The organism is Streptomyces sp. P3 (genome assembly GCF_003032475.1).
In the GTDB taxonomy this organism is placed as follows: Bacteria; Actinomycetota; Actinomycetes; order Streptomycetales; family Streptomycetaceae; genus Streptomyces.
Genome location: NZ_CP028369.1, coordinates 4,116,004 through 4,127,688, shown reverse-complemented (window position 1 = coordinate 4,127,688; position 11,685 = coordinate 4,116,004). Strand labels below are relative to the sequence as shown.

The following is an 11,685-nucleotide window of genomic DNA, read 5'->3' as shown; positions in this document are numbered from 1 at the left end:
GACCGGGTGAGTGCTCGTCCCCCCTTCCCCTCCCGCAATCCCGTCGGCGGCCATGTGCCCGTGGCCGGCGGTCTGCACCGCGTGGGCATGTCGTACGCGCACGACCTCGAGGCCGAGACGGTCCAGGTGTTCGTGGCCAACCCCCGCGGCTGGGCCACGCCGACGGGCGACCCCCGGCAGGACGAGGCCTTCCGGGAGGCGTGCGAGGCGCGGTCGGTCCCGGCGTACGTGCACGCCCCGTACCTGATCAACTTCGGCTCGCACACCGAGGCCACGGCCGAGCAGTCGGTGGAGTCGATGCGGCACTCGCTGCGCCGGGGGCGGGAGATCGGCGCGCTGGGCGTGGTCGTGCACACCGGGAGCGCGACGGGCGGCCGGGACCGGTCGGTGGCGCTGAAACAGGTCCGCGAGTACCTGCTGCCGCTGCTGGACGAGCTGACCCACGACGAGGACCCGTTCCTGCTGCTGGAGTCCACCGCCGGCCAGGGCTCCTCGCTCTGCTCCCGGACCTGGGACTTCGGGCCGTACTTCGAGGCCCTGGACTCCCACCCCAGGCTGGGCGTCTGCCTCGACACCTGTCACGTCTTCGCGGCCGGGCACGACCTGGCCGGCCCGTCCGGCATGCACCGGACCCTCGACCTGCTGGTGGACACGGTCGGCGAGGGCCGGCTGAAACTGATCCACGCCAACGACTCCAAGGACGTGGCGGGCGCCCACAAGGACCGGCACGAGAACATCGGCGCGGGCCACATCGGCGAGGAGCCCTTCCGGGACCTGATGACCCACCCGGCGACGGCGGGCGTGCCGCTGATCATCGAGACGCCGGGCGGCAGGGAGGGCCACGCGAGGGACGTGCGGCGGCTGAAGAGGCTGCGGGACGGCTGAGGGCTCCCGGCCCGGCAGCCGGTCAGAGTTCGGGGCCGTCCCCGGGCTCCTCCTGGTAGGAGTAGCGCTGCTCGCTCCAGGGGTCGCCGATGTTGTGGTAGCCGCGCTCCTCCCAGAAGCCGCGGCGGTCGGCGGTCATGTACTCGATGCCGCGGACCCACTTGGGGCCCTTCCAGGCGTACAGGTGCGGGACGACCAGACGCAGCGGGAAGCCGTGCTCGGCCGTGAGCAGCTCGCCGTCCTTGTGGGTGGCGAAGATCGTGCGATCGGCGGCGAAGTCGGACAGCCGCAGGTTGGAGCTGAAGCCGTACTCGGCCCACACCATCACATGGGTGACGCTCGCGGCGGGCGGCGCGATCTCCAGGATCGTGCGGGCCGGGATGCCGCCCCACTCGGCGCCGAGCATGCTGAACTTCGTCACACAGTGCAGATCGGCCAGCACCGAGGCGTACGGAAGCGCGGTGATCTCGTCGTGGTTCCAGCAGCGTTTCTCACCGTCGGCGGTGGCCCCGAAGACCCGGAACTCCCAGCGCTCGGGACGGAACTTGGGGACCGGACCGTAGTGGGTGACGGGCCAGCCGCGCTGCAGTCGCTGTCCCGGCGGAAGCTCGGACACCGCCTCTTCTCCAGATTCTCGCTCCACCGGATGACCCATGACTCCATCCTGACAGACCCCGGACGATGCACATGACCAGCCATGACCGGGCATATCCCGAATCGGGCAACTGATACTAAGCATGCACTAACTTACTAAGTACGCACTTACTGGACGATCTTCGGTGCCGGTGAAATCATGCGGCGGAACCTCCCCGAATTCTCCGACGTGGAAGGAGCCTCTGCGATGCAGGGCGACCCCGAGGTCATCGAGTTCCTCAACGAGCAGCTCACCGGCGAACTCACCGCCATCAACCAGTATTTCCTCCACGCCAAGATGCAGGAGAACTTCGGCTGGACGAAGCTCGCGAAATACACGCGGCACGAGTCCTTCGACGAGATGAAGCACGCCGAGGTGCTCACCGACCGGATTCTCTTCCTGGACGGGCTGCCTAATTACCAGCGGCTCTTCCACGTGCGCGTCGGGCAGACGGTCAAGGAGATGTTCGAGGCCGACCGGCTGATCGAGGTGGAGGCGATCGACCGGCTGAAGCGCGGCATCAAGGTGATGCGCGAAAAGGGCGACATCACGTCCGCGAACATCTTCGAGTCGATCCTCGAGGACGAGGAACACCACATCGACTATCTGGACACCCAGCTGGAGCTGGTGGAGAAGCTCGGCGAGGCGCTCTACATCGCCCAGCTGATCGAGCAGCCGGAGAGCTGAACCGGGAGGCCCCGGCCGGGCCGCGTCCCGCTCGGCGCCCCGGAACCCAGTACTGCAACGGTGTGTACTAGGCCGCTTCGTCGAGTGCGGCGAGGACCGGCGCCTTCTGGTCGGCGAGGTCGGTCACACCCGGGCGCGGGCAGGCGCCCCGGCCCAGGATGGCCTGGATCCGGCGCACGCAGGAGCCGCAGTCCGTGCCCGCCTTGCAGGCGGAGGCGATCTGGCGCGGTGTGCAGGCGCCGTCGTCCGCGTGCTGTTTGACCTGGGCCTCGGTCACCCCGAAGCAGCTGCACACGTACACGCGGTTCACCTCCTCGCCGGTCCCTGAGTCACGCCTACCGGATCTCAGAGTGTCCCTGGTCGGTGAGGCTAACCTAACCTTACCCGGTGCCGCGTGGCGGGAAAAGTGGAGTGGGGCGCGGATCGTATGTGATCCGCGCCCCACTGCCATGCCGGTCGCCTACTGGTCGCGGTACATCTCCGCCACGAGGAACGCCAGGTCAAGAGACTGGCTGCGGTTCAGGCGGGGGTCGCACGCCGTCTCGTAGCGCTGGTGGAGGTCGTCGACGAAGATCTCGTCGCCGCCGCCCACGCACTCGGTGACGTCGTCACCGGTGAGCTCCACGTGGATGCCGCCCGGGTGGGTGCCGAGAGCCTTGTGGACCTCGAAGAAGCCCTTGACCTCGTCCAGCACGTCGTCGAAGCGGCGGGTCTTGTGGCCCGAGGCCGCCTCGTAGGTGTTGCCGTGCATCGGGTCGGTGATCCAGGCCACCGTCGCGCCCGAGGCGGTGACCTTCTCCACCAGCTCGGGCAGCTTGTCCCGGACCTTGTCGGCGCCCATGCGGACGATGAAGGTCAGCCGGCCGGGCTCGCGGTCGGGGTCGAGACGCTCGATGTACTGCAGCGCCTCCTCGGCCGTGGTCGTCGGGCCGAGCTTGATGCCGACCGGGTTGCGGATCTTCGAGGCGAACTCGATGTGCGCGTGGTCCAGCTGCCGGGTGCGCTCGCCGATCCACACCATGTGCGCCGAGACGTCGTACAGGTGCCCGGTGCGGGAGTCGACCCTGGTCAGAGCGGACTCGTAGTCGAGCAGCAGCGCCTCGTGCGAGGAGTAGAACTCGACCGTCTTGAACTCCTCCGGGTCGGCCCCGCAGGCGTGCATGAAGTTCAGCGCGTTGTCGATCTCACGGGCGAGCTGCTCGTAGCGCTGGCCGGACGGGGACGACTTCACGAAGTCCTGGTTCCAGGCGTGCACCTGGCGCAGGTCGGCGTAGCCGCCGGTGGTGAAGGCGCGCACCAGGTTGAGCGTCGAGGCGGACGCGTTGTACATCCGCTTCAGCCGCTCGGGGTCCGGGACGCGGGCCGCCTCGTTGAAGTCGAAGCCGTTGACCGAGTCGCCGCGGTACGTCGGCAGCGTCACGCCGTCGCGGGTCTCGGTGTTCTTGGAACGCGGCTTGGAGTACTGGCCGGCGATCCGGCCGACCTTGACGACCGGCACGGAGGCCGCGTACGTCAGCACCGCGCCCATCTGCAGCAACGTCTTGAGCTTGTTGCGGATGTGGTCTGCCGACACCCCGTCGAAGGCCTCGGCGCAGTCGCCGCCCTGGAGGAGGAACGCCTCTCCCGTGGCGACGGCCGCCAACCGGGCGCGCAGCTGGTCGCACTCGCCCGCGAAGACGAGCGGCGGATACGACTCGAGGTCCGCGATCACTGCGCGCAGAGCCTCGGTGTCCGGGTACTCGGGCTGCTGCGCCGCGGGCAGGTCTCGCCAGGTGTTGCCAGCGCTCGCGCTGGTCTTAGCGTTCACGGTCACGCCCTCAACACTACGGGGTCGTGTCACGTCGTTTTCGCAGCGGTTCGACAGGTGAGACGCCGTACCGCTCACCTGAGGAGCTCCGCGCGGCCCGGGGACCATGGGGTAGGGTGCGGCGCATGTTCGCGCATTCGACCCGAAACTGGTGGTGGACCGCTCATCCGGCGGCCCACTGACTGCGCGTACGCACGACTTCGCGAAGGCCGCCCGAGGGGCGGCCTTCGGTGTTTTCGGGCCCGGCCGTCCCGCTGGCGACAAGCTCCTCCCAGCGAGAAGGACACGCCCCATGCATCTGCTCGACCTGCCGGCCGACCCCCGCCCGTTCGCCCTGCTGCGCCGCCGCACGCCGGGCCACGACGAGAACGTCGTCGAACTGCTCCTCGGCCCGGTCCGCACGTACGACCGCCTGGCCGACCTCCCCGACGAGGGCCTCGCCCTGGTCCCCTTCCGCCAGATCCGCGAGCGCGGCTTCGACGTGCGCGACGACGGAACCCCGCTCTCGGTGCTGCACCCCGAGGAGACCCACTCCTTCCCGCTCGAGGACGTCCTCTCCCGGCTGCCCGCCCACGACGTCCGCGTCCGCGACGGCGCCTTCGACGTCGGCGACGAGGAGTACGCGCGGATCGTCCGACGGGTGCTGCGGGACGAGATCGGACGCGGCGAGGGCGCGAACTTCGTGATCCGGCGGACCTACGAGGGCGCGATCCCCGGGTTCTCCCGCACCGACGCCCTCGCCCTGTTCCGGCGACTGCTGGAGGGCGAGCGGGGCGCGTACTGGACGTTCGTCGTGCACACCGGGGAAAGGACGCTGGTCGGGGCCAGCCCCGAGGTGCATGTACGGATGTCCGGCGGCACGGTCGTCATGAACCCGATCAGCGGCACGTACCGGTATCCCGCCGAGGGGCCGAGCCCCGAGCACCTGCTGGACTTCCTCGCCGACGGCAAGGAGATCGAGGAGCTGTCGATGGTCGTCGACGAGGAGCTCAAGATGATGTGCACGGTCGGCGACATGGGCGGGGTGGTGGTCGGGCCGCGGCTGAAGGAGATGGCGCATCTCGCGCACACCGAGTACGAGCTGCGCGGGAAGTCCTCGCTGGACGCGCGGGAGGTGCTGAAGGAGACGATGTTCGCGGCGACCGTGACCGGCTCGCCCGTGCAGAACGCCTGCCGGGTCATCGAGCGGCACGAGGCCGGCGGGCGGGGCTACTACGCCGGCGCGCTGGCGCTGCTGGGCAGGGACTCGGGCGGGGCGCAGACCCTCGACTCGCCCATCCTCATCCGCACCGCCGACATCGACGCGGCCGGACGGCTGCGGGTCCCGGTCGGGGCCACGCTGGTGCGGGGGTCGGACCCGGCGGGAGAGGTGGCGGAGACGCACGCCAAGGCGGCCGGGGTGCTGGCGGCGCTGGGGGTGCGCGCGGGCCGGCCGGACGCGGAAGCCGTGCCACCGAGGCTCGCCGACGACCCCCGGGTGCGGGCGGCGCTCGACGGACGGCGCGCCTCGCTGGCGCCGTTCTGGCTGCGGATGCAGGAGCCGACGCGGGAGCTGACCGGGCACGCGCTGGTCGTCGACGCCGAGGACACCTTCACGGCGATGCTGGCGCACGTGCTGCGCTCCAGCGGCCTCGAGGTGGACGTCCGGCGCCACGACGAGGACGGGCTGCGCGAGGCGGTGCTCGCGCACGAGGGGCCGGTGGTGCTGGGGCCCGGTCCCGGCGACCCGGGCGACCTGGACGATCCGAAGATGCGGCGCCTGCGGGAGCTGACCGCCCGGGTGCTGCGGGAGCACCGGCACGGGGTGCTCGGCGTGTGCCTCGGCCACGAGCTGATCGCGGCCGAGCTGGGGCTGGACATCGTCCGCAAGGAGGTGCCGTACCAGGGGGCGCAGACGGAGATCGACCTGTTCGGGCGGACCGAGACGGTCGGCTTCTACAACAGCTTCGTGGCGCGGTGCGGCGACGAGGCCGCGCAGGGGCTCGCCGCGCGCGGGGTGGAGGTGAGCCGGGCCCCCAACGGCGAGGTGCACGCCCTGCGGGGGCCCGGCTTCGGCGGGGTGCAGTTCCATCCGGAGTCGGTGCTGACGCTGAACGGGACGTCGTTGGTGCGGGAGGCGGTCGCCCGGCTCCGCGCGACGGGTCTGCCCTCGTAGCGGCTCAGCCGAAGAACACCCCCGCCTCCGCGTACAGCCGCGGGTCGACGGTCTTCAGGCGGGCCGTCGCCTCGGCGATCGGTACCCGGACGATGTCCGTGCCGCGCAGGGCGACCATCGTGCCGAAGTCGCCCTCGTGCACGGCGTCGACGGCGTGCAGGCCGAAGCGGGTGGCGAGCCAGCGGTCGAAGGCGCTCGGGGTGCCGCCGCGCTGGACGTGGCCGAGGACCGTCGTGCGGGCCTCCTTACCGGTGCGCCGCTCGATCTCCTTGGCCAGCCACTCGCCGACGCCGGAGAGCCGCACATGCCCGAAGGCGTCCAGCGACCCGTCCTTGAGCACCACGTCGCCGTCCCGGGGCATCGCGCCCTCGGCGACGACCACGATCGGCGCGTACGACGACCGGAAGCGGGAGGTCACCCAGGCGCACACCTGGTCGATGTCGAAGCGCTGCTCGGGGACGAGGACGACGTTGGCGCCGCCCGCCATCCCGGAGTGGAGGGCGATCCAGCCCGCGTGACGGCCCATCACCTCGACGACGAGGACCCTCATGTGGGACTCCGCGGTGGTGTGCAGCCGGTCGATGGCCTCGGTCGCGATGCCCACGGCGGTGTCGAAGCCGAAGGTGTAGTCGGTGGCGGACAGGTCGTTGTCGATGGTCTTGGGGACGCCGACGCAGGGCACCGCGAACTCGTCGGAGAGGCGGGCGGCGACCCCGAGCGTGTCCTCGCCGCCGATGGTCACGAGCGCGTCGACACCCGACTCGGCGAGGGTGTCCTTGATGCGGCGGACGCCGTCCTCCTCCCTGAAGGGGTTGGTCCGCGAGGAACCGAGGATCGTGCCGCCGCGGGGCAGGATGCCGCGGACCGCGGGGATGTCGAGGCGGACCGAGCGCCTTTCGAGCAGACCCCGCCAGCCGTCCCGGAAGCCGACGAAGTCATGGCCGTACTCCTGGACGCCCTTGCGGACGACGGCCCGGATGACGGCGTTGAGGCCGGGGCAGTCGCCGCCTCCGGTCAGTACTCCGACGCGCATGGAACGTGTCCCTTCGCCGCAGTTGCCTGACGAAGAGTCAGTGTCGCGCGCGGGTCACTCGTCGTCGAGGCCGCGCTCGATCGCGTACCGGACCAGCTCCACCCGGTTGTGCAGCTGGAGCTTGCCCAGGGTGTTCTGGACGTGGTTCTGGACCGTGCGGTGCGAGATCACCAGGCGTTCGGCGATCTGCTTGTAGCTCAGGCCCTTGGCGACGAGCCGGAGCACCTCGGTCTCGCGGTCGGTGAGCCGGGGCGCGTCCGGCTCGTCGCTGCCGGCGGCGGATCCGGGGTCGGAGGCGAGCCGGCGGTACTCGCCGAGGACCAGGCCGGCCAGCCCCGGAGTGAACACCGGGTCGCCGGCCGCGGTGCGCCGTACGGCGTCCAGCAGTTCCTCGGTGGACGCCGACTTCAGCAGGTAACCGGTCGCGCCGGACTTCACCGCCTCCAGCACGTCGGCGTGCTCGCCGCTCGCCGACAGCACCAGGACCCGCAGCGCGGGATTCGCGGCGACGACCTCCTTGCACACCTGGACGCCCGGCTTGGCCGGCAGGTTCAGGTCCAGCACGAGCACGTCGGGCGTGACGGCCTTGGCTCGGCGCACGGCCTGCTCGCCGTCGCCGGCGGTGGCGACCACGTCCAGTCCCGACTCGGCCAGGTCGCGGGCGACCGCGTCGCGCCACATGGGGTGGTCGTCGACCACCATCACCCTGATCGGACCGCCGGTCCCCGCTCCACCGTGTTCCTGGCTCATCGCCGTCCCGCCTTCCCCCGCCGCACGTTCTTCTCCTTCGGCACCGTCAGTTCGACCTCCGTGCCCTGTCCCGGCGTCGAGATCAGCTCGGCGCTGCCGCCGAGGTCCCGCAGCCGGCCCCGGATCGACTGCGCGACCCCGAGTCTTCCTTCGCCCTCGGCCTGCGCGAGCCGGCCCTCCGGGATGCCCGGCCCGTCGTCCCGCACCGTGACGACGACCCTGTCCGGCTCGTCCTCGACGAGGATCCAGGCCCGGGCGTCCTCGCCCGCGTGTCCGCGCACGTTGTCCAGGGCGGCTCCGACCGCGGCGGCCAGTTCCTGTGCGGCGGCCGCCGGCAGCGGCACCGCGGCGCCGGGGTCGGCGAGGTTCACGCGGGCGCCCGCGAAGGGGGCGAGCAGCGCGCGCAGGTCGACGACCGAGGGCAGTTCCGCCGGCTCGTCCACCGCGTAGACGACGGCGCCGTCCGCCGCGTCCCGCGAGACCCGGGAGACCGGCACGAGGCCGCCGGAGACCAGCATGCGCAGCGCCACCTCCTGCTCCCCGGCCAGCCGGCCCAGCTCGGCCGCCTCCCCGCCGATGACCGCACCGCGCCGCTGCACCATGGCGAGCACCTGCAACACGCCGTCGTGGATGTCGCGGGCGAGCCGCTCCCGTTCCCGGGTCGCCGCCTCGATCTCCAGGGCCCGGGCAAGGGTGCGCTCGGAGGCGCGGGCGACCTCGACGACGTAGCCGATGGCGATGGAGGCGACCCAGACGAGGACGACGTTGTGGATCGTGTCGCGGGCCGGGGTGCCGCGCTCGACCAGATTGGTCACCGCGACGGCCGTGGAGGCGAACGCCGCCCAGCGCCAGCCGCCCTTGATGGCGAACGCCAGCACGGAGCCCGCCGTCCAGATCGACGGCAGCGTCGGGCCGCCCGACTGGATGTGCTCGTGGCTGTCCGCGACGGTCGTGAGCATGATGCCGGTGAGCGCGACGGTGAGGTCGGCGGCGAGGAAGCGCTTGGTGCAGCTCGCGGCACTCGCGACCTGGGGCAGGGTGGCGACGGTCCAGACGAACAGGACGCCGTAGTAGGCGACCGCGACCCAGGGCCGGGCGAACCCGTCGTAGGCGGTGGCGAAGAACCCCACCGCGTAGAGCATGGTGAGCACCCGGTATCCGGCGAGCGCACGCCACAGCGGCAGCTCGACCGACATCTTCATGACTCTCTCGCGTCTGGCCATCCGTCCCCCCGCCCCCGGGCCGCCGGCTACGGCTCCCCGCCCTACTGCTCCGTGTCCCGCCGCTCCGTGTCCCGCTGCTCCGCGGCCTGCTGCTCTTCGGCCCGCTGCTCCGCGTCCTTCTTCGCCCGGTCCTTCTCGGCCTGGTCCTTCTCGGCCTGCGCGAGCGCCGCCCTGGCGGCCTTCTCGGCTTCCTTGTCGGCCTTCGCCGCCTCCGCGATCTGCCGCTTGGCGGCGGTCGCGTACATGTCGACGTACTCCTGGCCGGAGAGCTTCATGATCTCGTACATGACCTCGTCGGTCACGGCGCGCAGCACGAACCGGTCGTGCTCCATACCCTGGTAACGGCTGAAGTCCAGCGGCTCGCCGATGCGGATGCCGGGCCGCATGATCTTCGGGAGGACCTTCCCGGGCGGCTGGATCTTCTCGGTGTCGATCATGGCGACGGGGATCACTGGCGCGCCCGTGGCCAGCGCCACGCGCGCGAGGCCGCCCGGTTTGCCGCGGTAGAGGCGACCGTCGGGCGAGCGGGTGCCCTCGGGATAGATCCCGAAGAGCTCTCCGCGCTCCAGCACCTCGACGCCGCTGCGGATCGCGGCCTCGCCGGCTCCGCGCCCGCCGGAGCGGTCCACCGGGAGCTGGCCGACGCCCTTGAAGAAGGCCGCCGTCAGCCGGCCCTTCACGCCGGGCGTCGTGAAGTACTCGGCCTTCGCGATGAAGGTGACCTTGCGGTCGAGCACCGCGGGCAGGAAGAACGAGTCGGAGAACGACAGGTGGTTGCTCGCCAGGATCGCCGCGCCCTCGGCGGGGATGTTCTCCAGTCCCTCCACCCAGGGCCTGAAGGCGACCCGCAGGGGTCCCCCGATAGCGACCTTCATCGCGCCGTACAACAACCGACTGCCTCCTGTTTGTGTCGCACAGACCTTAACCCGGGGCGGCGGCAATGGCTCCGACGGCCCTGGTCGGTGTCAGTGGGGTCGCGTACGGTGAAGCACACGTCCCTCCCATGAAGAACAGACGAAGACAGGAGACCGAAGGTGCCGGTCCTTCCTGGAGCCGAGCCGTACCGCCATGAGGGCGGGGAGGTCGGAGTGCTCCTCTGTCACGGCTTCACCGGTTCCCCGCAGTCGCTGCGCCCGTGGGCGCGGTACCTGGCCGAACAGGGCCTGACGGTCTCACTGCCGCTCCTGCCGGGCCATGGCACGCGCTGGGAGGACATGGCGCTGACCGGCTGGCAGGACTGGTACGCGGAGGTGGACCGCGAGCTGCACGCCCTGCGCCGGCGCTGCGCGGTGGTGTTCGTGGCAGGCCTGTCCATGGGCGGCGCGCTGGCCCTGCGGCTGGCCGCGAAGCACGGTGAGGGGGTGGCCGGCGTCGTCGTCGTCAACCCGGCGAACAAGGTGCACGGTCTGTCCGCGTACGCCCTCCCGGTGGCCCGTCACCTCGTCCGCACGACCAAGGGGATCGCCAGCGACATCGCGAAGGGGGGCGTCGCGGAGAGCGGGTACGACCGGGTGCCGCTGCACTCGGCGCACTCCCTGCGCGCCTTCCTGCGCCTGGTCGACGGCGAGCTGCCGCAGGTCACCCAGCCGCTGCTGCTGTTGCACAGCGCGCAGGACCATGTGGTGCCGCCGGCCGACTCGGCGCGGGTCCTCAGCCGGGTGTCGTCGACGGACGTGACCGAGATCCTGCTGGAACAGAGCTACCACGTGGCAACGTTGGACCACGATGCGGACCGGATCTTCGAGGAGAGCTACGCGTTCATCGGCCGGGTCGCGCCCAGTGTCGGCAAGGAAGGGACGGCCGTAGGTGGCTGAGCACGACTCCGACCGCGAGGACCGGGAGAACCGGGACGAGCGGGACGGCCGGGACGCCCGGGAGGGGCGCGAGCCGGAGGAGCAGAGCGTGCCCTTCGACGAGGCGGCCGCGTGGGCGGCGATCGTCGCGGGGTACGGCGACGAGCCCCCGGACCCGCCGGGTGCGAAGCCGTTCAAGTCGATCGAGGACCTTGCGCTCCCCGAGGTCGGGACGAACGACGAGGAGGCCGGGGCGGACACCGGCGCGGAGCCCGCGAAGGAATCCGGCGACGAGAAGAAACCGGCCAAGCCGCTGGGCAGTTCGGTCGCCTTCGCGCCCGGCGTCGGCCCGCGCGACTACACGACGCCCGAACCGGCCGAGGAGGACTTCGACGAGGACGACGAGGGCCACTTCGTCCCGCCGGAGCCGCCTCCGCTGCCCACCGCCGACACCACGGCCAGGTTCGCCTGGCTCGGCGTGCTCGGCGGTCCGGTGCTGCTGCTGCTCGCGGTGCTGCTGGGCTGGGAGATGACGTGGTGGCTGACGACCGTCGCCATCGGCGGCTTCCTCGGCGGCTTCGCCACGCTGGTCGCGCGGATGCGCACGGACGACGAGGACGAGGGCGATCCAGGTCGGGGAGCGGTCGTCTGACCGCGGTCGTCCGACCTGCAGCAGTCCGACCCGCGGCCGTCGGTCCGGCCGTCGGTCACGGGCCGC

The 11,685-nt window shown here is 71.4% G+C and carries 13 protein-coding genes; 6 read left to right on the top strand and 7 right to left on the bottom strand.

Annotated elements, in window-relative coordinates:
* Window positions 1-6 precede the first annotated feature (6 nt).
* Window positions 7-885, top strand: coding sequence for a deoxyribonuclease IV (locus C6376_RS18510; protein WP_107444435.1), 879 nt, complete (start codon window positions 7-9; stop codon window positions 883-885).
* 22 nt (window positions 886-907) lie between these two features.
* On the opposite strand, the gene C6376_RS18505 is transcribed toward C6376_RS18510, so the two are convergent.
* Window positions 908-1,540 carry a sulfite oxidase-like oxidoreductase gene (locus C6376_RS18505; RefSeq protein ID WP_107444434.1) on the bottom strand — a complete coding sequence of 211 codons (633 nt, stop codon included), beginning with the start codon at window positions 1,538-1,540 and terminating at the stop codon, window positions 908-910.
* A 186-nt stretch (window positions 1,541-1,726) separates the two neighbouring features.
* Between C6376_RS18505 and bfr the strand changes: the two genes are divergently transcribed.
* Window positions 1,727-2,206, top strand: a complete 480-nt coding sequence (gene bfr / locus C6376_RS18500; RefSeq protein ID WP_107444433.1) for a bacterioferritin — start codon at window positions 1,727-1,729, stop codon at window positions 2,204-2,206.
* A gap of 67 nt (window positions 2,207-2,273) precedes the next feature.
* Here bfr and C6376_RS18495 read toward each other — a convergent pair whose 3' ends face one another.
* Window positions 2,274-2,516: a bacterioferritin-associated ferredoxin gene (locus tag C6376_RS18495; protein WP_107444432.1), complete on the bottom strand. Its 243-nt coding sequence runs from the start codon at window positions 2,514-2,516 to the stop codon at window positions 2,274-2,276.
* A 150-nt stretch (window positions 2,517-2,666) separates the two neighbouring features.
* A complete protein-coding gene (locus tag C6376_RS18490) occupies window positions 2,667-4,019 on the bottom strand; it encodes a class II 3-deoxy-7-phosphoheptulonate synthase (protein ID WP_107444431.1) in 1,353 nt (450 codons plus the stop codon).
* Window positions 4,020-4,138: 119 nt separating this feature from the next.
* Between C6376_RS18490 and C6376_RS46415 the strand changes: the two genes are divergently transcribed.
* Together C6376_RS46415 and C6376_RS18480 are read left to right on the top strand one after the other, a co-directional pair.
* On the top strand, window positions 4,139-4,195 hold the full coding sequence (locus C6376_RS46415) for a trp operon leader peptide (protein ID WP_073735655.1): 57 nt from the start codon (window positions 4,139-4,141) through the stop codon (window positions 4,193-4,195).
* Between the two features lie 110 nt (window positions 4,196-4,305).
* The gene (locus tag C6376_RS18480) at window positions 4,306-6,168 is read left to right on the top strand and encodes an anthranilate synthase family protein (RefSeq protein ID WP_107444429.1); all 1,863 of its coding nucleotides are present in this window, start codon (window positions 4,306-4,308) and stop codon (window positions 6,166-6,168) included.
* Between the two features lie 4 nt (window positions 6,169-6,172).
* On the opposite strand, the gene C6376_RS18475 is transcribed toward C6376_RS18480, so the two are convergent.
* Genes C6376_RS18475 through C6376_RS18460 form a run of 4 tightly spaced genes read right to left on the bottom strand, consistent with a single transcriptional unit; the run spans window position 6,173 to window position 10,049 of the window.
* Window positions 6,173-7,201, bottom strand: coding sequence for a 6-phosphofructokinase (locus C6376_RS18475; protein WP_107444428.1), 1,029 nt, complete (start codon window positions 7,199-7,201; stop codon window positions 6,173-6,175).
* A gap of 54 nt (window positions 7,202-7,255) precedes the next feature.
* Window positions 7,256-7,951, bottom strand: a complete 696-nt coding sequence (locus C6376_RS18470) for a response regulator transcription factor (RefSeq protein ID WP_107444427.1) — start codon at window positions 7,949-7,951, stop codon at window positions 7,256-7,258.
* Window positions 7,948-9,174, bottom strand: coding sequence for a MacS family sensor histidine kinase (locus tag C6376_RS18465; protein ID WP_107444426.1), 1,227 nt, complete (start codon window positions 9,172-9,174; stop codon window positions 7,948-7,950). The genes C6376_RS18470 and C6376_RS18465 overlap by 4 nt, the downstream gene beginning before the upstream one ends.
* Window positions 9,175-9,215: 41 nt before the next feature.
* On the bottom strand, window positions 9,216-10,049 hold the full coding sequence (locus C6376_RS18460) for a 1-acyl-sn-glycerol-3-phosphate acyltransferase (RefSeq protein ID WP_107444425.1): 834 nt from the start codon (window positions 10,047-10,049) through the stop codon (window positions 9,216-9,218).
* Window positions 10,050-10,208: 159 nt separating this feature from the next.
* Between C6376_RS18460 and C6376_RS18455 the strand changes: the two genes are divergently transcribed.
* Window positions 10,209-10,988 carry a carboxylesterase gene (locus tag C6376_RS18455; protein ID WP_107444424.1) on the top strand — a complete coding sequence of 260 codons (780 nt, stop codon included), beginning with the start codon at window positions 10,209-10,211 and terminating at the stop codon, window positions 10,986-10,988.
* Window positions 10,981-11,619 carry a hypothetical protein gene (locus C6376_RS18450; protein ID WP_107444423.1) on the top strand — a complete coding sequence of 213 codons (639 nt, stop codon included), beginning with the start codon at window positions 10,981-10,983 and terminating at the stop codon, window positions 11,617-11,619. The genes C6376_RS18455 and C6376_RS18450 overlap by 8 nt, the downstream gene beginning before the upstream one ends.
* Window positions 11,620-11,685 lie beyond the last annotated feature (66 nt).